This is a genomic window from Halopenitus salinus, assembly GCF_042662125.1.
GTDB lineage: Archaea > Halobacteriota > Halobacteria > Halobacteriales > Haloferacaceae > Halopenitus > Halopenitus salinus.
On the sequence record NZ_JBHSXL010000006.1, the window covers coordinates 54,454 to 76,958 of the forward strand.

Sequence of the window (22,505 nt, forward strand, 5' to 3'; positions counted from 1 at the left end):
ACCACGACGGACTCCGCGATGGCCGGACCGCGCCCCAGTCGCGCCGCCGGTCACGAGGCCTCCAGATCCCCGAAGCGCTCCGGCGGGCGCCGATGATCGGTCGCCTGCTCGTAGCTGTAGGCCACCTCGAACAGCCGCGGTTCGGCGAACCGCCGTCCGAGGAGTTCCATCCCGACCGGGAGCCCGTCGTCGGTGCTTCCGGCCGGCACGACGATCGCGGGGAGCCCGGTGTGTGCGGCGAGCTCGCAGGGAAGCTCGGAGAACGGCTGGTGGTCGGGGCGTTCGACCGGCGGAACCGTCGACGGGGGGTACATCACGGCGTCGAGGTCCTCCTCGACGAACCGGGCGAGAACCGCGTTTTCGAGTCGCTGCCGTCGCTGCAGGCGACGCAGATAATCGACGTTCCGGTCCAGCGACTCGCCGTCGCCGTCCAAAATTCCCGCGTCATCGATCCGCGAGGCGACCGCCGGCGCGATCGACCCGGTTTCGTACAGTTCCCGTAGCGACTCGTACGGGATTTCGCCGCCGTGTTCGGCGAGATACCGGTCGAACTCGCGGACGAACTCGAAGCCGACGACACGGGCACTCCGAAGGGTGTCGCCGTCGACGACCTCGACGGGATCCACGACGGTCGCGCCCGCCGCGCGAAGGTCCGCGATGGCGTCCTCGAGCACGGTCGTGACGGCCGCCGCGTCCGCCTTCGGGGCGGCCGTCTCGTCCTGGAGCCCGAACCACTCCCTGAGGATACCGATCCGTGCGTCCTCGAGACCGTCCGGATCGAGGTGTGAGACGTATCCGTCGTCGGGAACCGCGTCCGCGCCCCGCGCGGTGACCGGATCCTCGGGGTCGTATCCGGCCATGACGTCGAGCATCCGGGCGGCGTCGGCGACGGTCCGCGCGATCGGACCCGCCGTGTCCTGTGTGTCGCTGAGCGGGACGATGCCGGTTCGGCTCACCAACCCTCGCGTGGGGCGCACCCCGACGAGCGCGTTGAACGCGGGCGGGGAGCGAACGGACGAGCAGGTGTCCGTCCCCGTGCCGATCGTGGCCATGTTCGCGGCGACCGCCGCCGCCGTCCCGCCGCTCGATCCGGACGGTCGACGGTCGAGGTCGTATGCGTTTCGCGTTTCACCGCCCAGAGAGCTGATCGTATCGACGCCGAAGGAGAGCTCCTGGAGGTTCGCCTTCGCGAGAACGATCGCCCCCGCCTCCCGAAGCCGTTCGACGATGAAGGCATCGCGGGCGGGCCGTGCCTCCGCGAGCGCGACCGAGCCCGCCGTCGTCGGCATGTCGTGGGTGTCCTGGTTGTCCTTCAGGATCACCGGGACGCCGTGGAGCGGGCCGACCGGTCCCTCGTCCGCGAATCGCGCGTCGAGCCGGCGGGCCCGCCGGAGAGCGTCGTCGTTCACCGTCAAGATCGCGTTCAGGTCGTCGTCGTAGGCGTCGATGCGCTCCAGATATCGCTTCACGAGCGCTTCGGCGGTGATCCGTTCGTCGGAGATCGCCGTCCGGACGTCGTCGACCGTCGCCTCGACCGGATCGAATCGGTCCGTGGACGTTGTGGTCATTGATCGTGTGAGCCCCGACGGGTGTTCCGGGGCGACCACGAACAGTCTACCGGCCGCGGAAGGCGGCGCGATCTCAAGCGACGTGGCATCGAGGTGTTCACCCCCAGCTTTAATTGACGACGTCGAGTAGGGCGATCGCTATGCAACTCGTGGATACGACCTCGACACACGGGTTCTTCGACGTCGTCGCCGGCACGGGGCGCTCGCAGGCGGCCTCGATGGTCCTCCAGCCCGGCCAGTCGACGGGCAGCCCCGAGAACGCACACGCCGGGAGCGACCAGTGGCTGTTCGTCGTCTCCGGGACCGGACGGGCGACGATCGAGGGGGATCGACACGATCTCCGGGCGGGAACGCTCGTCCTCATCGAACCCGGGGAGACCCACGAGATCGTCAACACCGGGGACGACCCGCTCGTCACCGTGAACGTGTACGCTCCGCCGGAGTATTGATCTACCCAGATCCGATTTCCAGCGTTGCGCGTTCGACGAGCGTACGAGGCGCGTTCAGAAAGGTCCGTTTCCGCCGCCCATCATCCCGCCGAGACCGCCGCCGCCGTCGCCCTGCTGGAGCTTCTTCATCATCCGCTGCATGTCGCCGTCGCCCATCCCCTGGAACTGGTCGAGGGTTCGCTCCATCATCCGGTGTTGCTCGAGCAGCTCGCGGACCGTCTCCGCCTCGATTCCGGACCCGCGAACGATCCGCTCGACGCGCGACTGCCCGACGATCCGCGGGTTCTCGAGCTCCTCGTCGGTCATCGAGTCCATGACCACCTCGAACTCGCGCATCCGGTTTTGGGTGACGTCCATCGCGTCGTCGGGCAGCTGGTCCATCACGCCGCCGCCCATCCCCGGGATCATGTCCATCACCTGATCGAGGGGACCCATGCGGTTCATCGCCGCCATCTGCTTTTGCATGTCCTTGAGGGTGAAGTTCCCGTCGAGGAGGTCCTCGGGGTCCCAGTCGTCCTCCTCCTCGCCCGTCTCCGCCATCGCGCGCTCGACGCGCTCGGAGAGCTGCTTGAGGTCGCCCATGCCGAGCAGCCGGGAGATGAACCCCGAGGGCTCGAACCGCTCTACGTCCTGGACCGTCTCGCCGGTCCCGAGGAAGGCGATGGAGGAGCCGGTCTCGTTGACCGCCGCGAGGGCGCCGCCGCCCTTCGCGGTCCCGTCGAGTTTGGTGATCACGACGCCGTCGATGCCGATCGCCGACTCGAACCGGCTCGCCTGTTCCGTGGCGCCCTGGCCGATCGCGGCGTCGAGCACGAGCAACGAGCGGTCGGGATCGACGGCCGACTCGATCTCCTCGATCTCCGCGATCAGGTCGTCCTCGAGCGCGTGTCGACCCGCCGTGTCGACGATGTGAACGTCGGCGTCGGCGGTCGCCTCCATGCCGTCGCGCGCGATCTGCACCGGGTCCTCCGCGTCCGGGTCGCCGTAGAAGTCGACCTCGGCGCGCTCGCACATCTGTTTGGCCTGGTCGTAGGCGCCGGGCCGGAAGGTGTCGGTCTGGATGACCGCGGGTCGAAGCCCCTTCTTCGAGAACCACCAGGCCATCTTGGCGGCGGAGGTCGTCTTACCCGACCCCTGCAGGCCGGCGAGGAGTATCGTCTGCGGCTCGAGGGGGAGCTCGGTCGAGTCGCCGACGAGTTCGACGAGCTCCTCGTAGACGATCTTCAGGACGTGATCGCGTGCTGTCGTCCCCGCGGGCGGCTCCTCCTCGAGCGCCCGCGTCTCTATCGAGTCCGAGAGTTCCATCACGAGGGAGACGTCGACGTCGGCCGAAAGCAGCGACCGCTGGATCTCCTTGATGATCTCCTCGACGTCCTCCTCGCTCAGTCGGGACTTCCCCTGCAGCGTATCGAGCGTGCCGCGGAGGGAACTTCCCAGATCGTCGAGTACCATTTACGGGAAGTACGCGACCCGAGGGCTAAAGCCTTTGTTCGTCGCCGGCACGCATGTGGGCGGATCACACCGTCGAATTCTCGACGAGGGGGTCGATCCGTCGAGCGTCCACCGATCGTTGCGAGCGGAGGCGAGCGCCCGAGTCCGGCGCTACGCGTCCTCGCCGAGGAGCCGATCGACGAGCCGTTCGGGATCGAAGCGCTCGATGTCGTCGTAGCCCTGGCCGGTTCCGAGAAAGAGGATCGGCTTGCCGGTGACGTAAGCGATGGAGATCGCGGCCCCGCCCGAGGAGTCGGCGTCGGCCTTCGTGAGGATGGCGCCGTCGATCGCCGCCGCGTCGTCGAACTCCTTGGCGCGGGTGACCGCGTCCTGGCCGGCGACCGCCTCGTCGACGAACAGGGTGAGGTCGGGATCGACCACGCGGTCGATCTTCTCGAGTTGGGCCATCAGGTCGTTCGAGGTGTGCAGCCGGCCGGCCGTGTCGCCGAGGACGACGTCGACGTCGTTGGCCTCGGCGTACTCGACGGCGTCGTAGACGACCGCGGCCGGATCGCCGCCCTGCTCGTGGGCGATGAGCTTCCGGTCGAGCCGGTCGGCGTGCTCGCGGATCTGCTCGTTCGCGCCGGCCCGGTAGGTGTCGCCGTTCGCGAGCACCGAGGAGTAGCCCCGGTCGGCGAGCCACTCCGAGAGCTTCGCGATCGACGTCGTCTTGCCGACGCCGTTGACCCCGGTGAAGACGATGGTGACCGGCTTGTCGGCCTCGGCGATCCGCGCTTCGAAGTCGAACTGGCCGACCGCGATCACCTCGAGCAGCGCGTCGTGGAGCGCCTCCTCGACGAGCTCGCCGGTCGTCTCGACCTGCTTTCGGGTCTCGCCGAGCATCGTCTCGCGGACCGTCTCGAGGATCTCCTCGGCGACGCTCATCTCGACGTCGCTCTCGAGAAGCGCCATCTCGAGGTTCCAAAGCGGCTCCTCGAGGTCCTCCTCCTCGATGATGATCCGGCCGGTCGCGAACGCCTTCGCACGTTGGAAGGTGCTCGGCTCGGCGCCTTCGGAGTCCGGATCGGAGTCCCCGTCCTCCGACCCGGCGGAACCGCCCCCCGAGGCGTCTCCGCTCGAGGCGGCGTCGGCCTCCGGTCCGACGGCCGCGTCGCTCGCGGCGGGTTGATCGGGGGCTTCCCCGTCGTCGGACCTCTCGTCCGGTTCGGACTCGGCCTGCTCTTCGACGTCGGTACGGAAGTCGTTCAGCTTGTCCTTCAGTCCGTCAAACACGATCGTGGCTCCCGAAAGCGGTGGTCGTCGGTCGGTCGTTTCGTCCCGTCATCGAGGTTCGAATTCCGACCTACTCGTCGTCCTGCTGTTGCATCTGCTGCATCTGCTGTTGCTGCATCTGCTGTTGCATCTGTTGGGCCTGCTGTTCGAGCTCGCTGCTTTCTTCTTGCAGCTCGTCGAGTTCCGCCTCGGTCTCCTCGATGCGGTCGTCGAGCGCGTCCCGCTTCGTCTCGAGCGCGGAGACCGCGTCGTCCTGCGGCTGCTCTGCGGCGTAGTCGCCGCCGAGGGAGACGACGACCTCGTCGATGTCTTGAACCTCCGCGCGGAGGTAGGCGCCGCCGCCGAGGGGGACCTGAACCGTCGAGCCGGTCTCGAGGGTCTCGATCGCCTCGATCGCCTCGTCGATCTCGCGCTGCTCCTGCTCGAACCCCTCGATCTCGGCCTCGAGAGCGGTGATCTCCTCCTCTATCGCCTGCAGCTCCTGGGAGAGCTGCTGGAGCTGCTGTTGACCGCCGCCCATCATGCTTCCACCCCGTCGGCCTCGGTCAGCTCGTCGAGCTCCATCTCGGCCCGCTTGACGCCGTGCTGGCTGCCGACCTGCGAGAAGACGTGCTCGCGGGCGACGTCCTCGTTGGGGGCCTCGATGGTCTTGGTGAACTCCTGGAACCCGTGGCGCGTCTTGAACCGTCCGCTCGCCGTAAAGTGACTCATGGAGGGGAATCGGGAAGCGACAGGGAAGTATCTTCCTAAACGGGAACCGGAACGGGAGGGGACGAAAACGGACAAAAACGGACGGAATCGGAGCCGGGAGAGTCGGGTCGCGGCGGAAACGAACGGGCTACTCGATGAACCCGAGCGCGTCCTCGATGCGCCCGAGCTCGGGCCCGGTGGTGTCCTCGCCGACGACGTAGCCCTCGTCGTTGGCGATCAGTCCGGAACCGACGAGGGGACCGCCGTAGTTGATCGTCCCGAGGTCGGCGTGGACGTCGAGGTGCTCCTCGATCGCCTCGAGTTCCTCCTCGCGGGACTTCGGGTGACAGAGCGCGCCAACGTCGTTCGCCACCGCCGCCGTTCCGACCGTCCTGACGTCGCCCAGATCGCCGCGTTCGACCGGGACCTCCAGGGTCTCGCGGATCGCCCGGACGGCCTCTCGGTCGAGGTCGGGGTGAACGTACGCGCCGTAATCGTTCGTCAGGATGACGTTGCCGGCGGCGTTGATCGTTCCGGGAAGCTCGCGGACCTCGCGGTCCGCGGCCTCCTCGATGCGCCGCTTCTCGCGTTCGGTGGCCCGCGGCGAGACGACGATGCCGCACTCGTTGCCGGTCGCCAGCGCGCCGACGGTGTTCGAGCCGCCGACCGTCGTGGGAACGACCTCCGCGTCGAGCTCCGCGCCGAGCGCCGACTGGAGGTCGTCGTCGATGTCCGGCCGCACCAACAGGACGTCGTTCGCGACCCGCGCGAACACGCCGACGTACGACGAACCGACGAAGGACGCCCGTAGCACGCGCGGTTACTCCGCGTGTTCGGCTTCGACGATCGGTTCCTCGTCCTCGACGAACCGGGCCGCGCGGACGCGGAGGGAACTGGGCGGGTTCTGGCGCCCCTGCGCCCAGACCGCCTCGTTGATGTCCGGGTCGAGCCGGACGGCGTCCTCCTCGACCGAGAAGTGCTGTGCGAGGTGTGATCGAACCGTCCGCATCGCGTAGTCCGCACGCTTTTGGACCGGCTTGTCCGAGAGACCGCCGAGCGGAACGGTGACGACCCGTTCCTCGAAGTCGCTTGTGCTCATCGGTCCTACTCGTCGAGGTCGCTTCGCCGCCAATTACGCCGCTTGGGATTGCGGGTGACGTTCATGTCCGTCTTCATCATGACCCAGGACGGCACGCGCTGGTTCTGGCGCTCGGCTTTGGCCAGACGCTTCTTCTTGGCCTTCGATTTCTCGCCCATAGTGGCCCGTTGTTCCCACGGAGCGCTTAAAACCCCTTCCATATGGGCCCGATCGGACGGATCGCCGCCCCGGGTCGTGCGCCGATCGAGTTCGACGGACGATCGCTCGTGATCGACGAGCGAACCGGACGGCGGCTCACCCGGAAGCGACGAGCGAGCGCGACCGCGGCTCCTCCGGACGCGACGAGAGAGCCCGGGGGAGGCTCACCCCGGAAGCGACGAGAGAGCCCAACCGCGGCTCACTCGTAGGCGGCCACCCCCGTGAGGTCCTCCCCGAGGATCAGGGTGTGGATGTCGTGGGTCCCCTCGTAGGTGTAGACGGTCTCCATGTTGGCCATGTGGCGCATCGGGGGGTAGTCGGTCGTGATCCCGTTGCCGCCGAGGATCTCGCGGGCGACCCGCGACTGGTCGCGGGCCATCCGGACGTTGTTGCGTTTGGCCATCGAGACCTGCTGGGGGCGCAACTCGCCGCGCTCCTTCAACTCGGCGAGCCGGTGGGCCAGAAGCTGGCTCGTGGTGATCTGGGTGGCCATCTCCGCGAGCTTCCCCTGTTGGAGCTGGAAGCGGGCGATCGGCCCGCCGAACTGCTCGCGGTCGCCGGCGTACTCGCGGGCCGTCTCGAAGCAGTCGCGGGCCGCGCCGACGGCCCCCCACGCGATCCCGTAGCGCGCCTGCGTGAGACACGACAGCGGTCCCTTCATTCCCTCGACGCCGGGGAGCACGTTCGAGTCGGGCACCCGAACGTCCTGGAGGCCGATCTCGCCGGTGATCGACGCCCGAAGCGACAGCTTCTCCTCGATCTCGTTCGTGGTCACGCCGTCGCGGTCGGTCTCGACGAGGAACCCGCGAACGGGGCCCGTCTCGCCGTCGTCCGCCGCCGAGCGATCGCGCGCCCAGACGACGGCGACGTCGGCGATGGGCGAGTTCGTGATCCACGTCTTCGAGCCGTTGAGGACGTACTCGTCGCCGTCCCGAACCGCGCGGGTCTCCATCGCGGCGGGGTCCGACCCGTGTTCGGGCTCGGTCAATCCGAAGCAGCCGACGGCCTCGCCGGTGGCGAGCTCGGGGAGCCACTCGTCCTTTTGCGCCTCGCTGCCGAACGCGTGGATCGGATACATCACGAGCGCGCCCTGCACGCTCGCCATCGAGCGCAGCCCGGAGTCGCCCGCCTCGAGCTCCTGCATCAACAGCCCGTAGGCCGTCTCGGAGACGTTCGGAAGGCCGTACCCGTCCAAGTTGGGCGCGTAGAACCCGAGATCGCCCATCTCGGGGATCAACTCCGTCGGGAACGTCCCGTTCTCGAAGTGCTCGCCGACGTCCGGACGTACCTGTTCGTCGACGAACCGACGGGCCGTGTCGCGTATCATCCGCTCCTCCCGGTCGAGGTCCGCCTCGAGCCCCACGTAATCGAGCATGACGGAACGTCGACGGAGGACGTCAAAAGGTGTTTGCAAACCGGTCACACGAACGACGGGACCGAAGATCGAACGGGAAACGAAGGCGGGGAAGAGAGAACGGACGACTGGACGCCGATCAGTCGTCCGCCGGCGCCGTCGCGGGGTCGGCGTCCGCGACCCGGTCGCGAACGTACGACGTGAAGTTCTCGAAGACCTGTTTGGCCTCGCAGGCCGCCTCGTGGGCCTCCGGGGAGATGCCGGCGAGAACGTCGTCGACCCGCGCGTCGCCGAGCCGGTCACGCTTTCCGTCGGCGACGTGTCTCGCCGTCTCGACGTCGTATTCGGGGTGGAACTGGAGGCCCCAACTGTGGCCGCACCGGAAGGCGTGGACGCCGTATTCGTTCTCGGCCAGCAGCTCGGCCTCCGGCGGCAGCTCCACGACGGCGTCGCCGTGGGAGGCGAAGGCGGTGAACGTCCCGTCGACCCCCTCGAAGATCTCGTCGCCGTGGTGGTCGATCTCCGCGTAGCCCAGCTCGAAGTCGTCCATGCCGGCGACGCGGCCGTCGAGCGCCTCCGCGAGCACCTGATGGCCGTAACAGATGCCGAGCGCGGGAACGCCGCGATCGACCGCCTCCGAGACGTACTCGACGAGCGGCGGGATCCACTCCTCGTCCCAGTAGACCGACGATCGCGAGCCGGTGATGACGATCGCGTCGTACTCGTGGTGGTCGGGCAGCTCGCCCTCCGTGGCCCGGAACTCGACGAGGTCGGCATCGAGCTCCCGGCGGAAGTTGCGCCGGTTGTGTGCGGCGTCGTGAGCCGCGTTGAGCAGCGCAAATCGAAGTCGCGTCATTGTCGGATCCAGTCGTCACAGCCTCAAAACGGTTGTGTCCGTCCCGAACGCTGCCGGCGTCCGACACGGGAGGAACGCCGCCAAGATCAGCGGTCCCGATCCGCGTGTTCCGCGAGCCAGCCGACCAGCTCGTCGTTTACTGTCGCGGACGCTTCGACGCCGACGAGGTGACCTGCATCCTCAACGGCGCGGAACTCGCCGCGGGGCAACCCCTCGGCGAGCGACCGTCCGTAGTGAGCCGGACAGATCGCGTCCTCGCCGCCGTGGATCACGAGCGTCGGCGTCGTGAGTTCGTGAAGCCGATCCCCGACGTCGAACGCGGAGAGCGCCGCTTTCTGTGCCTCGAACGGCCCCCTCGCGGCGTCCTCGCGAACCCGCCAGTCGACGATCCGGGACGCGACGTCGGGGTGGGACTCCCGAAAGTCCGACGAGAGGAGCGCGTTCACCGACGCCTCGACGGCGGCCGGATCGTTCGGGTCGGCCCACAGGGAGTCGGGGTTGTAGGCGTCGCCCGCGGGGGGCGTTCCGAAAAGCGTCAGGCTCCTCGGACGCGAGGACGAGAGCGCGTAGGCGAGCGCGAGCATGCCGCCAAATCCGTATCCGACGAGGTGGACGCGGCGACGCCCCTCCGCGGCGAGGACCGCCTCGAGGTCGGCGACGAGGTCGTCGACGCGGTAGGGTCCGGACGGCGCGTCCGACCGGCCGATCCCGCGAATCTCCGGGGTGATGGCGGCATAGGGACCGGCGACCGCGGCGTGCTGCCAGCCGAACTGCCAGGCGCCGAGGCCGACGTCGCCGACGAACAGCACCGCGGGGCCCGACCCGTCGCGCTCGTATCGGATCGAGACCGGACCGTTCTCCGCGCGGGCCACGGTCTACGCCCGCTTGATCGACCGCACCGTTTCGGCGGCCTCGGCGAGCGCGTCGTCGAGCGCGTCGACGTCCGGGCCGCCGCCCTGGGCGAAGTCGGGCGGACCGCCGCCGCCGCCGCCGACGCGGCTCGCGAGCCGGCTGACGACCTCCCCGGCGTTCACGCCGACGTCGTCCGGAACGCCGACGACGAACTGTGCGGAGCCGCCGGCGCCGGAGCCGATGACCGCGACCTTGCCCTCCTCGACGAGGGCGTTCGCCGCCGCCCGCAGCTCGTCGGAGTCCGCGTCGAGCCGCTGGATGACAACGGCGTCGCCGTCGAGGTCGACCTCCTCGAGGGCGTCGCCGGAGCTGGCTCTCGCCTCCGCGAGCTCCGTTTTGAGCCGCTCGATCTCCTTGCCGCGGTCCTTCCACTCCTCGAAGAACCGCTCCGCCGTCCCCGGGACGTCGAGGGGATCCACGTCGAGGACGTCGGCGGCGTCGTACAGCGCGTCCTCGGTCCGCTGGGTCCCCTCGATCGCGGCGGTGCCGGCGGCGAAGACGATCCGCTCGACGCCGTCCTGGACGGGCTCGGTCTTGAGCACCTTCACCGCCCCGACGTCGCCGGTCCGGCTCACGTGCGTCCCGGCACACGCCTGGACGTCGGCGTCTCCGACGTGGATCAGCCGGACGTTCGTTCCCGGCGGAACCCCGCCCTGGTAGAGGTCGAAGCCGTGTTCGGCCTCGGCCTCGTGGCGGTGGGGCCACTCCTGGCGGACGGCGACGTTGTCCATCACGAGGTCGTTGGCGACGCGCTCTATCGCCTTCACCTCCTCGCGGGTGATCCGTTCGTAGTGGCGGACGTCGAGCCGCGAGGAGTCGAGCCCCTTCTGGGCGCCGGCCTGCCGGACGTGGTCGCCGAGCACCTCGCGGGCGGCGTGGCCGATCAGGTGGGTCGCGGTGTGGTGGCGCATCAGTTGCCGGCGACGTTCGCCGTCGACCTGGCCGCGGACGAACTCGCCTTTCCCCGGGTCCCCGTCGGTGCGGTGGAGGACCACCCCGTCCACCTTCTGGACGTCGGTGACCTCGACGGTCGTCTCGCCGGCGGTGAGGGTCCCGCGATCGGCCGGCTGGCCGCCGCCCTCCGGGTAGAACATCGTCTGGTCGAGGACCACGTCGTATGCCGGCTCCCCGTCGTCTCCATCATCCGTCGCGTCGACCTCGAGGACGTCGAGGACGACCGCCTCGAACTCCATGCGCTCCTGGTCGTCGTAGAACAGCTCCTCGGTCTCCGGGAGGTCCGCGAGCCGGTCGTCGCGCTCGGCGGCCGTCTTCTCGCCGGCCTCCTCGTGTCGGTCGGCCACGAGCCCGTAGAAGTCGTCGGGAACGTCGACGGTGGCTCCCCGATCGGCGGCGATCTGGGCGACGGTGTCGGGCTGGATGCCGTGTGAGTCGTACAGCTCGATGAGCGTCTCCGTCGGGATGGGCTCGTCAGCTCCCGCGTACTCGTCGGCGATCTGTTCGACCTTCCGGGTGCCGCGCTCCAGCGTCCGTCGGTACTTGCGCTCCTCGGTTCGGACGATGTCGCGGATCGTATCGCGGTTCTCGTAGCCGAGGCGCTCGGCCTGCATGTCGACGAGCTCGTCGAGCGGCGCGTCCACGCCGACGTCGTCGACGAGCCGCTTCGTCCGCCGGAGGACCATCCGCGCGAGGTACCCTGTCGAGACGTTCGAGGGGACGATGCCGTCGCCGAGCATGTACGCGAGCGTCCGCGAGTGGTCGGCGATCGCGTAGATCGACTCGAGCGGCTCGAGGAGGGCACGAAGCTCCTCGACGTCGACGTCGAGCTTCTCGGCGATGTCGCCGCGGGCGTCCTCGACGTCCTCCACGTCGTCGATGTCGAGCCGGCCCGCGAGCGTCGCCGCACGGTTGATGATCTCGCGTTCCTCCTCCGTGTGCTCGATGCCGGCGTTGTCCTTCAGGAACTCGATCGCGTCGGGGTAGATCGCCTCGTAGACGGTGGGCGTGCCCTGGCTCATCCAGGTCCACCGCTCGAGCCCGTAGCCCGTGTCGACGATGTAGGTGTCCATGAAGGAGTAGGTGTTCCCGTCCTTCAGCTCGTAGTCGCCCTCGGGGTCCTGTTCCATGCACATGAAGACGAGCGTGGCGAGCTCGGCGCCGCGGTAGATGACCTCGATGGCGGGGCCGGCGTTGCCGCCGCCGACCCACGGGTCCTCGATGTAGGTGATCTCCTCGAGGTTCGCGCCCAGCGACTCGAAGAACTCGTCGCAGTAGGCGACCGTCTCGTCCTTCCAGTAGACCTCGCCCTCGTAGGCGTACTCGTCGTCGGCGTCCTCGCGGACGTTGAAGGCGTGGTGAGCCATCATCTCGAAGGCCATCGTGTGCCGGCCGGTCTTGCCGACGTTGTCGATGTCCTGCATCCGGATGCACGGCTGGGAGATGGCGAGGGGGTTCGCCGGCGGCGGCGTCTCCCCGGAGGTGACGAGCGGCTGGAAGTCGTAGATGGACGCCTGGGTCAACAGGACGTCGTCGCGCCAGCGGTTCGCCGCGACGGGATAGGGGTCGATGCGCTCGTGGTCGTGACCCTCGAAGAACGAGAGGAACGCCTCGCGCATCTCCTCGAGCGTGTACGGCTCGTCGAAGCCCGGATCGCCGATGAAGCTGTAGTCCTCACAGGGCGGTTCGCCGCACAGTTCCCGGTCGTCGTCGCGCGTCCAGAAGTGGACGCCACAGGAGGAACACTCGCGGCGGTGAAAGCCCTCCTCCTCGAAGTAATCGAGACGATATTCGTCCTCGAGCGCACTCATTACCGTTGTGTGGCCGACGTTTGGCCAAAAGGGTTCCGGGGTCGGCCGCTCGCCGTCGATCCGACGCAGTTGCGCGTTTTTCGGGGTTTCGGTCGACGCCGTCGGGACGGCTCAGTCGACGCGTTCGGCGAACCCGAACTTCGGCTTGAGATCGTCGACGACGACCTCGACGGTCTCGCCCTCGGAGGCCCCGGGAACGAAGATCGTGTAGCCGTCGCGTTTGGCGATCCCGTCGCCCTCCTCGCCGGAACCGACGATCTCCACCGTGAGCCGATCCCCCTCGGAGACGGGCGCGGTGAGCCGACCCTTCGCGACGAGGTACACCTCCGAGGAGGAGTCGCGGGAGGCCCGCGGCGAGACCGTCCGAACGTACTCGAACTCGGCCTCGATGTCCGACTCGAGATCGGCGAGGTCCTTACCCTGGAACACCTTGACGACCAGGTCGCCGCCGGGCGCGAGGAGGTCGAGCGCGACCTCGAACGCCTGGCGGGCGAGGTGGACCGAGCGGGCGTGGTCGAGGCCGTACTCGCCGGTCATGTTGGGGGCCATATCGGAGATCACCACGTCCGCGCCGCGCTCGCCGATCGTCTCCCGCAGCCGGTCCGTCGTCTTCTCCTCGGTCATGTCTCCGCGGATCGTCTCGACGGTCGCGACGTCGCCGTCGCCCCAGTCGTCCTCGGCGTCGAGATCGCGGATGCGCTGGAGGTCGACTCCGACAACCGTTCCCCCGGCCCCGACGCGCTCGGCGGCGATCTGCAGCCAGCCGCCCGGCGCGGCGCCCAGGTCGACGACCGTGTCGTCGCGGTCGAAAAGCGATGCCGTCTCGTCGAGCTGCCGGAGCTTGTAGGCGGCCCGGCTCCGGTACCCCTCCTGTTTGGAGCGGTTGTAGTACATGTCCTTGCGCGTCATGCGTACTTCACCGGCCCTCGATCGACGTCTCCCCCGGAGATCGCGGACGAATCCGTGTTCATGTCGATCGAAACGTCGCGGACCCGGAAAGGCACGTCGGATGGCGCCGGACGGGACCGGGAGTCATCCGGTCGGAACGGCCGCCACACGTCATCGGGCGGAGAGACCGACGGCGTCCGCCAACAGCTCGTGCGAGCGGAGCGCGTCCTCGTGGTCGCCGAGGACGTGCTGGATCATGACCTCGTCGACGCCGACGCGGTCGGCGAGCTGGTCGAGCAGCCCCTCGATCGTCTCCGGACTGCCGGAGATCGCCCGTGGCCACTCGTCGGGATCGAGGGTGGCGGGCGTCGGGTCGGGGACGCCGCCGATCTCGTCGATCGCCTCCTCGATGGCGGGTCGGGTGCCGACCTCGCCACGTTGCATCCGCCTGTAGGACGCCTCCGCGACGGATCGGAGCCGGGCGGCCGCCGCGTCGGTCTCCGCACAGACGGCGTTCAAAGCGACCATCCCCTCCGGCTCGTCGACGCCGCCCCCCAACCGGGAAGGCTCGAAGCGCTCCCGGTACTCCTCGAAGGCGGGGACGGCGAACTGCGGGCGGATGAACGCGGCGAAACAGAAACGCAGCCCGAGCTCCCCGGCGATGGCCGCGCTCGACGGGCTCGACCCGAGCACCCACGGGACGGCCGGACCGTCCTCCGAGCGGGGGATCTCCAGATCCGCGTAGGCGTGGTCGTCCGGATACTCGTCGTAGAGATGGGAGAGGACCGCCTCGATCCGCTCCGCGTGGTCCTCGTCGGGATTTCGGACGTGCCTGTCCGTCCCGAGCGCCCGATCGGCGGCGGGCGATCCGTTCGCGCGTCCCAATCCCGCGTCGATCCGCCCCGGCGCGAGCGCGTCCAGCGCGCCGAACTGCTCTGCGACCTTGAACGGGCTGTAGTGGTTGAGCAGGACGGCGCCCGAGCCGAGCCGTATCGAGTCGGTCCGGGCGGCGAGGTGGCCGAGCAACACCTCCGGCGTGGTTCCCGCGAGCGTGTCGGCCATGCCGTGGTGTTCGGCCACCCAGAAGCGCTCGTAGCCGAGCCGCTCGGCCTGGCGTGCGGCCTCGACAGTGTTCGCGTACGCGTCGGCGGCGGTCCCGTCGTCGGGGACCGGGGAGAGATCGACGGCGGAGAGCTTCATGCTCGGATTCGGAGTCCCCCGGAGAAAACGGTTCGGCTCCGGAACGTCCGGATCCGCCGGCTACCTGGACGAGGACCGATCGTTCGATGCCGACTCGAGGGCAAGCTCCCCCAACAGCCGATCGTCGGAGCGGTCGTCGTCGGGGGAGCGATCGTTCGCCCCGATCGAGAACCCCATGCCCGCGTAGAATTCCCGCAGATCTGGATCGAATTCCGCGACGACCCGATCGAAACCGCGGCCCGCGGCGTGGCGGATCCCCGCCCGGACGAGCGCCGATCCGATCCCGCGTCCGCGACGGGAGCGATTCACGGCGATGGCTTCGATATGAACCCCGGCGTGCCGCGGGACGAGCACCATCGCGGCGATCACGGGAGCGGCGTCCGAACCACCCACGGCCGAGTCGGCCGTCTCGACGGCGGCCAGGACGTCCTCGGCCTCGATCCGCTCGCGAACCTCGTCGGCGTCGACGTCGAGCAGCGCCCCCTCGAGGATCCGCATCACGTCCACGTACTCGTCCGCATCGGCGGGCCGGGTCGTGATGCCGGAGGGAGGATCGTCGGAGTCGATCGAGGATAGTGCCTCCGGTGTCGAAGCGTCCGGCGATGGTGCCTCCGATGCCGGAGCGTCCGGCGATCGCGGGTCGTCCTCCCCCGTCATCACGTGAACTTCGCGGCCTCCTCGAGGATCGCCTCGATCCCGGGCCTGTCGCCGGGGTGGTCGCCGGCGTATCGCCACAGGACCTCGGGGTCCCGGCGCAGGTCGACGAGGACGACCTCTGGCATCCGACCGATCAGATCGACCCGGCGGCCGATGGGTCCGAACCGCCGCCGCTGACCGTACTGGCTGGCGATCTCGGCGTCGGGGTCGGCGACGAAGGGGTAGGGAACGTCGTATTCCGCGACCCACTCGGCGGCGCGATCGCGGGGCTCCGGAAGGATCGACACGGGTTCGACGCCGGCGTTCTCGAAGTCGTCGTGGCGAGCGACGACGGTCTTGACCTGCGTTCGGCAGTTGCCACAGAGGTGGTCCCGGTGGAAGAACAGGGCGGCGAGGTCGGCGTCGGCCTCGGACAACACGAAGGGGTCGGGACCCGCCCCGACGTTCGCGCCCGCGAAGTCGACGTCCCCTGGAACGCCGAGATCGGACCGACCGTCCGACCCGCCCTTGATCAGCCGAAGCACCGTAACGGAGTCGGAATCCACGGTCCGATCCTCGGGGACCGGGGACCCGTCGACGAGGGCGGAGGCCTCCTGGGGGCTGTATCCGACGGCGCGGATCAGGTCGCCGTAGGTGTCCTCGGGGCCACACGAGAGATCGCGACTCCCCTCGCCGACGACCTCGACGGTGACGTTCATGCTCGGGTTTGGGGCCTGATCGGGTTGAAGCGATCGGTTCGACACGCGCGGGCGACCTCACGACTCCGAGCGAAGCCGGTCGGCCAGCTCGGCCGCGAGATCCTCGTCGATCTCGCTCACCCGGTCGATGAGTTCCGACTCGACGTCGCGTTGCACGCGGCTTTCGACCTCCTCGGCCACCCGTGTCTCCACCTCGTCCGCGACCTGGTCCTCGAGTTCCCGGGCCACCCTGTCGTCCACCTCCTCGGCGACGCGATCCTCGGCCCGCTCTGCGACCTGCTCTTCCGCCTCGGCCGCGACCCGTTCCTCCGCCTCTGCGGCGACTTGCTCTTCGGCTTCCGCCGCCACCTGCTCTTCGGCTTCCGCCGCCACCTGCTCTTCCGCCTCGACTGCGACGCGATCCTCGGCCTTCTCGGCCACCTGCTCCTCGAGGACGCGCTCGTAGACGGTCATGTTCTCCCAGACGCGAAGCACGTACCCGAGGACGAGCCCGCCGGAGAAGGCCGCCACGCGGGCGTCCATCCCGGCGATCATCAGGTAGCCGAACCCCGCGAGGAAGGCGACGCCGTAGACGATGTCGATGTAGAACTGGGTCTGTCGGCCGCGCAGTCGCATCGGGCGGCGGTAGGGCGCGGATCGACCAAACGCTTTCGCCGTACCGGGAGACGGCGGCGTTTATATTCGATCGTCGCCTCCCTCCGATCGAGCCGTGATCGCGACCGATCCGTTGCTCGTCGCGGGCGTCGTCATCGCCAGTTTCGTCGCGTACAACGTGGGGGGATCGACCACCGGTCCCGCGTTCGGTCCGGCCGTCGGCGCCGGCGTGATCGGGAAGGTGGCCGCGGGCGCGTTGATGAGCGTCTGTTTCTTCGCCGGGGCGTTCACCATCGGCCGGCGAGTCGTCGAGACGCTCGGGACGGACCTGCTTCGAGAGCCGGGCGTGTTCACCCCCGAGGCGAGCATCCTCGTGTTGGCCTTCATCGGCGGCGCGCTGTTCCTCGGGAACCTCTCGGGCACCCCCGCCTCGACCTCGATGACCGCGGTCGGGGCGATCGCCGGGCTCGGGCTGGCCGCCGAGCAGCTCGACTGGGCGGTCGTCGGCGAGATCCTGCTGTGGTGGATCGTCTCGCCGGTGGCCGGGTTCTGGCTCTCGGTGGTCGTGGGTCGGTACTTCTACGCTCGCATCGAGCACGCGATCGCGATCGACGGGTCCGCGGGACCGCTCGTCCGGATCGACCGGAGCGGGCGCCTGCCGCGTCCAGTTCCCGGACCCGACACGACGCGCCGCGAGATCGCGGGCAGCGCCGCGGTCGTCGCGATCGGGTGTCTGATGGCGTTCAGCTCGGGAACGAGCAACATCGCGAACGCCATCGCGCCGCTCGTCGGCAGCGGGGCCATCGACATGACGCCGGGGATCCTGATCGGCTCCGCGGCCGTCGCGGTCGGCGCGTTCACGATCGCCAGACGGACGATGGACACGCTCGGAAACGACATCACTGACCTCCCGTTGACCGCCGCGCTCGTGGTGGCCGTCATCAGCTCGACGATCGTCGTCGGGCTCTCGGCGATGGGAGTCCCGGCCAGCTTCGTCGTGATCGCGACGACGTCCATCGTCGGGCTCGGCTGGGGACGCGCGAGCCGGACGTTCACCGTCGCCGAGGCGGTCGCCGGCGAGACGTCCCCGAGCGTCTCCGTCGGCGCGCTGCGTGCGGACGACGACCCGCCGACCGTCGGCGACCCGACGAGGGAGACGGAGCGATCCGCGCCCGAAGCGATCGGCGACGCCGACCCCGCGGACGTCCCGGCGGCCGTGGAGCTGTTCGATCCGCGCACCTCGATCCGGGTGATCCTGGTGCAGAACCTCGTTCCGATCCTCGCGACCGTCGGGTCGTTCCTGACGTTCAGCCTCCTGTTCGGCGGCGTGTGGCCGGTCTGAGGCCGACCGCCGTGAACGGCACGGGCGCATCGAAGCGAGTCGGCGTCTCGGTTCGTTTATGACCCCGCCGAACGGTGGTCGACGTATGAGCGACCCCGAACAGCCGGCCGACCCCGACGGGGAAGCGTCGGATCGAGAGCCGGAGGCGGACGTCGACGCCGAGGGATCCGAAGCCGACGTCGACGACCCCGAGACGACGGCCGCGACCGCGACCGGCCGGGAGATCTGGATCGAGAAGTACCGGCCCCAGACCCTCCGGGAGATCCACGGACAAGAGGAGATCGTCGAGCGGCTCGAGAGCTACATCGCACAGGACGACCTGCCGCACCTGCTCTTCTCCGGGCCTGCCGGCGTCGGGAAGTGCGTCACGGGCGACACGCCGGTGTTGACGGGCGACGGCATCAGGCGCATCGAGGACGTGGTCGGCGACATCGACGGATTCTCGACGCCGCAACGCGACCTCGAGGTGGCCACGCTGACGGAGCAAAACGACTTCGAGTACGTCTCCCCCTCGGACGTCTTCGCGAAGGAGGCGAACGAACTCGTCACGATCCGCACGCGAGACGGGGGCGAGTTCCGGGTGACCCCGGAACACAAGCTCCGCGTCATCACCAAAGACGGGTTCGAGTGGGTTCCGGCAGCCGACACCGAGGCCGGCGATCGGGTCGCTCGACCGCTATCGGTCCCGACGCCGGAATCGCCCGCACCCCCGGGGGCGGAGTCGGGATCGTCGCTCCGTTGGTTCGAGGAGATGGACCCGGACCGCACCGAAGTCACGCTCGCGTGGGAGTCGCTTCCGGACCGCGTCTCGATGCTCGATGCCGAGTGGGCGACCGGATCGGGGGTGAATTCGATACCGCTCTCCGAGCTTCGCGCGTGTGATCTGCGGCCGAACGAGTGGGTTCCCGCGGCGCAAACGATCGAATACGTCAACGCCGTCGGCCACCGGTCGCGGTCGATCACGCCACCGACGACCGTGACGCCTGAACTCGCGCGGTTCCTGGGACTCGCGATCAGCGAGGCGAGGATCGACGACGGACGGATCAAGTTCTACAACACCGACGAGGGACTCCTCGAGGCGTTCGAATCGGCGGCACGAACGGTCTTCGAGGTCGACACGGAGCGTGGGTGCCAACACGGGGTTCCATACGTTCGCATCGGGTCACGGACGCTCACCCACTATCTCGAGTCGGTTTTCGACGTCTTTGCGAGCGCATCGGGCGACGAGGAGACGGCGATCGGCTCCGCGATCGTCTCGGCGGACGACGCCCCACGAGCCGCGTTCCTCCGTGCGGTCTTCGACGCCGAGGCTCACGTCGGAGCAGAAGGGACCATCGAACTCATCCAACGAAATCCGGACCACATCACGCTCGTCTCCTACCTGCTTTCGACGTTCGAGATCCCGTGCCGGCGAAAGACGTTAGAGAAGGCGGCAACGAACGGGACCGGGATCGAGCGAACCTACCACGCGATATATCTCTCCGGCGCGAGTGCGCTCGAGACGTTCGCCGACCGGGTCGGCTTCTCGATCGGGTACAAGGCCGATCGGCTTCACGAACACGCCGCGAAGGACGCCAACCCGAACCACGACACGATCCCGGCACAGACGGTGCTCCGGGAACTCTGTGGCCGACTCGACATTCCGGTCACCGACCACCTCCCGAAATCGCTGAATCCGGAGACGCCCGGAAGGGAACGGTACTGTGCAGTCCTGGACGACGTCGTCTCGGCCGCGGCCGATCGGATCGAGGAGGTACAACGGGCACTGGAGCGGCTCGACCGATTGGAGCCGATGGTGACGGGGACGACGAGCCTCCCGGCGGCGTGGATCGAGAAACGAAGCGACCTCGAGCCGATCGAGACGCGGTCGGCGATCGCCGAATCGACCGGCGTGCGATCCGATCGACTCCTCGAATACAGCGACGGGCGGCGGACCCCGTACGCGACGCGCGCCCTGCAGGTTCTCGAGGAACTCGACCGACCGATCGAGAACGCGGCGCTCGAGGCGGTCCAGACCGAGTTGCGGACCTGCCGTGACCTGATCGGCGCCTCAAACGTGGAGATCGCGGAGGGACTCGCGTTCGAGCCGGCGGATCTCGCGAATCTGCTGGAAGCCGACGATCACGCGGGAACGGTGGCGCGGTTCGAAACCGTGGCTGAACGGCTTCGTGAGGTGGCGCTGGATCGACTGTCGGTCGAGACGATCGAGCTGCTCAATGAGGCGACCGCGATCGCCGACGCCGATCTGTATTACGACCGCGTCGAATCCGTGGAACGGATCGAAACCGACGAGCGGGTCTACGACTTGACGGTGCCCGGGACGCGAAACTACGTCGCCGGAAACGTCCCAACGGTGATGCACAACACCACCTCGGCCACGGCGATCGCCCGCGAGATCTACGGCGACGACTGGCGCGGGAACTTCCTCGAGCTCAACGCCTCCGATCAGCGCGGGATCGACGTGGTTCGCGATCGGATCAAGAACTTCGCACGGTCGTCCTTCGGGGGCTACGACTACCGGCTCATCTTTCTCGACGAGGCCGACTCGCTGTGCGTTCCGCCGGGGACCGAGGTGGTAACGGGATACCCATCGAAACCGAAGGTGAAGCCGATAGAGGAGGTGAGCACGGACGGCGAGCCGATCCCATCGGTTGACTTCGAGACGAACGAGATCCAGTCGGACGCCGGCCGTCTCGTTGACTCCGGGATCGCGGACTTCTTCGAGATTGAACTGGATGACGGGCGGACGTTCCTCGCGAGCCCGACCCATCCGTTCTTCGTGGTCGGCGAGGACGGGAGACTCGTCGAGAAGGAGCTGCGGGAGCTATCCCCGGGAGACGAGATCGCGGATTTCAAGGACGACATCGGGGTGTCTCGGTGTGAGGTCTGTGGCTCGTGGACTGCCGGACGGTTCTGCTCGATCGACTGCAAGAACGAGGGACACAGCCGGGAAATGAGCGGTGAAAACAATCCGATGCATGGGACGGAGTGGTCCCAAGAGCGGCGGGAGAAGATCGTCGAGGCACTCTCCGATGGACGGCTGGCTGGCGAACGCAATCCGAACTACGGGGGTGATTTCCACGGGACCCACGTCTGGGACATGGACGAGGAGACGGTCGAACGAGTCCGTGAGTCGATCAGCGAAATGCGGTCGGGGACGCCCTGGGAGGAGTGGGTCGTCGATGCCGATGCCGAGGAAACCAAGCGGAAGATCGGAGCGGCAGCTGCGGAGTGGTGGCGGAATCTCGATGCCGACGAGCGGGCCGAAGTCATCGAAAAAAGCGCCGAAAACTGCGATTATCCGGTCTGTGATATCACCGGGGATAACAATCCAATGCGCGATCCCGAGATCGCAGCGAAGGTCTCCGAGGCACTGAAGGGACACGAACCGACGGGTGGGAACGTCAGACACAGCGAGGAGCTCGGTCATCTCGTCCGATCCGATTGGGAATACGAGGTCGGCAAGAAACTACAGGAAGCCGGCATCGAATACGAGTACGAACCCGCCTTCGAACTATCGGATTCAGTATATCACCCCGACTTCGTGGTCGGCGAGACGGTGATCGAAGTGAAAGGGGTGGCCAAACTGTGGGGACAGACGGAGAAAGTAGAGGAGTTCCTCGAAACGTACGGAGATAAGTACACGTTCATCGTCGTCGGTGACGGAGAACTACCGCATCACGAACACTACGAGAAGGACGAGTTCGAGGCTGCGGTACTCACTGACGGCGGTCTCGAGTCGGTTCGAACCGTGCAGATCGACAGCATCGAGTACAGCCACCGCGGGAAGGCGTACAACATCAGCATGGAAGGAACGCCGAACTTCATGCTCGCGAACGGCGTGTTGACGCACAACACCGACGACGCCCAGTCGGCGCTCCGGCGAACGATGGAGCAGTTCTCCGACAACACGCGGTTCATCCTCTCGTGTAACTACTCCTCGAAGATCATCGACCCGATCCAGTCGCGGTGTGCCGTCTTCCGGTTCTCGCCGCTCTCGGACGAGGCGATCGCGGGCCAGGTCCGCGAGATCGCCGCCGCCGAGGACATCGAGGTGACGGACGCGGGCGTCGACGCGCTCGTCTACGCGGCGAACGGCGACATGCGCCGGGCGATCAACTCGCTGCAGGCGGCCGCGACGACCGGCGACGTCGTCGACGAGGAGGCCGTCTACGCGATCACCGCGACCGCCCGCCCCGAGGAGATCGAGTCGATGGTCACGGACGCGCTCTCGGGCGACTTCTCTCGGGCTCGGGCGACCCTCGACACACTCCTCACGGAGACCGGGATGGCCGGCGGCGACGTGATCGACCAGCTCCACCGGTCCGTCTGGGAGTTCGACCTCACGGAGCGCGAGGCCGTCCGGCTGATGGAACGGATCGGCGAGGCCGACTACCGGATCACGGAGGGGGCGAACGAGCAGGTGCAACTGGAGTCGCTGCTCGCGGCGCTCTCGCTGCCCGGGGAGGACGGGAGCGAGGCCGACAAACCCGACGGGACGGAGTGACGCC

20 protein-coding genes and 1 pseudogene are annotated in these 22,505 nt (G+C 68.2%); 3 read left to right on the forward strand and 18 right to left on the reverse strand.

What is annotated here, in order from left to right:
* Window positions 1-50 precede the first annotated feature (50 nt).
* On the reverse strand, window positions 51-1,568 hold the full coding sequence (locus ACFQE9_RS06440) for an amidase family protein (RefSeq protein ID WP_379742061.1): 1,518 nt from the start codon (window positions 1,566-1,568) through the stop codon (window positions 51-53).
* A gap of 140 nt (window positions 1,569-1,708) precedes the next feature.
* Between ACFQE9_RS06440 and ACFQE9_RS06445 the strand changes: the two genes are divergently transcribed.
* Window positions 1,709-2,017 (forward strand): cupin domain-containing protein, encoded by a 309-nt coding sequence (locus tag ACFQE9_RS06445; RefSeq protein ID WP_379742064.1) that lies wholly within the window; start codon window positions 1,709-1,711, stop codon window positions 2,015-2,017.
* A gap of 54 nt (window positions 2,018-2,071) precedes the next feature.
* Here the strand turns inward: ACFQE9_RS06445 and ACFQE9_RS06450 are convergent, their stop codons facing one another.
* The 17 genes and pseudogenes from ACFQE9_RS06450 to ACFQE9_RS06530 form a co-directional block, all read right to left on the reverse strand.
* Entirely contained in the window at window positions 2,072-3,469 is a 1,398-nt protein-coding gene (locus ACFQE9_RS06450) for a signal recognition particle protein Srp54 (RefSeq protein ID WP_379742067.1), read from the reverse strand.
* 150 nt (window positions 3,470-3,619) lie between these two features.
* Window positions 3,620-4,741: a signal recognition particle-docking protein FtsY gene (ftsY, locus tag ACFQE9_RS06455; protein ID WP_379742070.1), complete on the reverse strand. Its 1,122-nt coding sequence runs from the start codon at window positions 4,739-4,741 to the stop codon at window positions 3,620-3,622.
* Window positions 4,742-4,811: 70 nt separating this feature from the next.
* Complete coding sequence (pfdA, locus tag ACFQE9_RS06460) at window positions 4,812-5,261, reverse strand: prefoldin subunit alpha (protein ID WP_379742074.1); 450 nt, start codon at window positions 5,259-5,261, stop codon at window positions 4,812-4,814.
* Complete coding sequence (gene rpl18a, locus ACFQE9_RS06465) at window positions 5,261-5,452, reverse strand: 50S ribosomal protein L18Ae (protein WP_379742077.1); 192 nt, start codon at window positions 5,450-5,452, stop codon at window positions 5,261-5,263. The genes pfdA and rpl18a overlap by 1 nt, the downstream gene beginning before the upstream one ends.
* A gap of 127 nt (window positions 5,453-5,579) precedes the next feature.
* Window positions 5,580-6,245: a translation initiation factor IF-6 gene (locus tag ACFQE9_RS06470; protein ID WP_379742080.1), complete on the reverse strand. Its 666-nt coding sequence runs from the start codon at window positions 6,243-6,245 to the stop codon at window positions 5,580-5,582.
* A gap of 6 nt (window positions 6,246-6,251) precedes the next feature.
* Entirely contained in the window at window positions 6,252-6,530 is a 279-nt protein-coding gene (locus ACFQE9_RS06475) for a 50S ribosomal protein L31e (RefSeq protein WP_379742083.1), read from the reverse strand.
* Window positions 6,531-6,535: 5 nt separating this feature from the next.
* Window positions 6,536-6,688, reverse strand: a complete 153-nt coding sequence (locus ACFQE9_RS06480) for a 50S ribosomal protein L39e (RefSeq protein ID WP_379742086.1) — start codon at window positions 6,686-6,688, stop codon at window positions 6,536-6,538.
* Window positions 6,689-6,927: 239 nt separating this feature from the next.
* Window positions 6,928-8,103, reverse strand: a complete 1,176-nt coding sequence (locus ACFQE9_RS06485; RefSeq protein ID WP_379742089.1) for an acyl-CoA dehydrogenase family protein — start codon at window positions 8,101-8,103, stop codon at window positions 6,928-6,930.
* A 118-nt stretch (window positions 8,104-8,221) separates the two neighbouring features.
* On the reverse strand, window positions 8,222-8,938 hold the full coding sequence (locus ACFQE9_RS06490; protein ID WP_379742091.1) for a type 1 glutamine amidotransferase: 717 nt from the start codon (window positions 8,936-8,938) through the stop codon (window positions 8,222-8,224).
* Between the two features lie 86 nt (window positions 8,939-9,024).
* Window positions 9,025-9,810, reverse strand: coding sequence for an alpha/beta fold hydrolase (locus tag ACFQE9_RS06495; protein ID WP_379742093.1), 786 nt, complete (start codon window positions 9,808-9,810; stop codon window positions 9,025-9,027).
* Window positions 9,811-9,813: 3 nt separating this feature from the next.
* Window positions 9,814-12,615: an alanine--tRNA ligase gene (alaS, locus tag ACFQE9_RS06500; RefSeq protein ID WP_379742096.1), complete on the reverse strand. Its 2,802-nt coding sequence runs from the start codon at window positions 12,613-12,615 to the stop codon at window positions 9,814-9,816.
* A gap of 111 nt (window positions 12,616-12,726) precedes the next feature.
* Window positions 12,727-13,524, reverse strand: a complete 798-nt coding sequence (locus tag ACFQE9_RS06505; RefSeq protein ID WP_379742099.1) for an SAM-dependent methyltransferase — start codon at window positions 13,522-13,524, stop codon at window positions 12,727-12,729.
* A 150-nt stretch (window positions 13,525-13,674) separates the two neighbouring features.
* Window positions 13,675-14,703, reverse strand: coding sequence for an LLM class flavin-dependent oxidoreductase (locus tag ACFQE9_RS06510; protein WP_379742102.1), 1,029 nt, complete (start codon window positions 14,701-14,703; stop codon window positions 13,675-13,677).
* A 60-nt stretch (window positions 14,704-14,763) separates the two neighbouring features.
* Window positions 14,764-15,360: a GNAT family N-acetyltransferase gene (locus ACFQE9_RS06515; RefSeq protein ID WP_379742105.1), complete on the reverse strand. Its 597-nt coding sequence runs from the start codon at window positions 15,358-15,360 to the stop codon at window positions 14,764-14,766.
* Window positions 15,360-15,884, reverse strand: coding sequence for a peroxiredoxin family protein (locus ACFQE9_RS06520; RefSeq protein WP_379743048.1), 525 nt, complete (start codon window positions 15,882-15,884; stop codon window positions 15,360-15,362). Before ACFQE9_RS06520 ends, ACFQE9_RS06515 begins: the two co-directional genes overlap by 1 nt.
* Window positions 15,858-16,058: pseudogene (gene samp2, locus ACFQE9_RS06525) on the reverse strand (ubiquitin-like small modifier protein SAMP2); the annotation flags it as partial. The pseudogene samp2 and the gene ACFQE9_RS06520, both read right to left, overlap by 27 nt.
* Window positions 16,059-16,115: 57 nt before the next feature.
* A complete protein-coding gene (locus ACFQE9_RS06530; RefSeq protein WP_379742108.1) occupies window positions 16,116-16,673 on the reverse strand; it encodes a hypothetical protein in 558 nt (185 codons plus the stop codon).
* Window positions 16,674-16,767: 94 nt separating this feature from the next.
* Between ACFQE9_RS06530 and ACFQE9_RS06535 the strand changes: the two genes are divergently transcribed.
* Both ACFQE9_RS06535 and ACFQE9_RS06540 read left to right on the forward strand, forming a co-directional pair.
* The gene (locus ACFQE9_RS06535; RefSeq protein ID WP_379742111.1) at window positions 16,768-17,994 is read left to right on the forward strand and encodes an inorganic phosphate transporter; all 1,227 of its coding nucleotides are present in this window, start codon (window positions 16,768-16,770) and stop codon (window positions 17,992-17,994) included.
* A gap of 85 nt (window positions 17,995-18,079) precedes the next feature.
* Window positions 18,080-22,501: a replication factor C small subunit gene (locus ACFQE9_RS06540; protein WP_379742114.1), complete on the forward strand. Its 4,422-nt coding sequence runs from the start codon at window positions 18,080-18,082 to the stop codon at window positions 22,499-22,501.
* The last annotated feature ends 4 nt before the right edge of the window (window positions 22,502-22,505 follow it).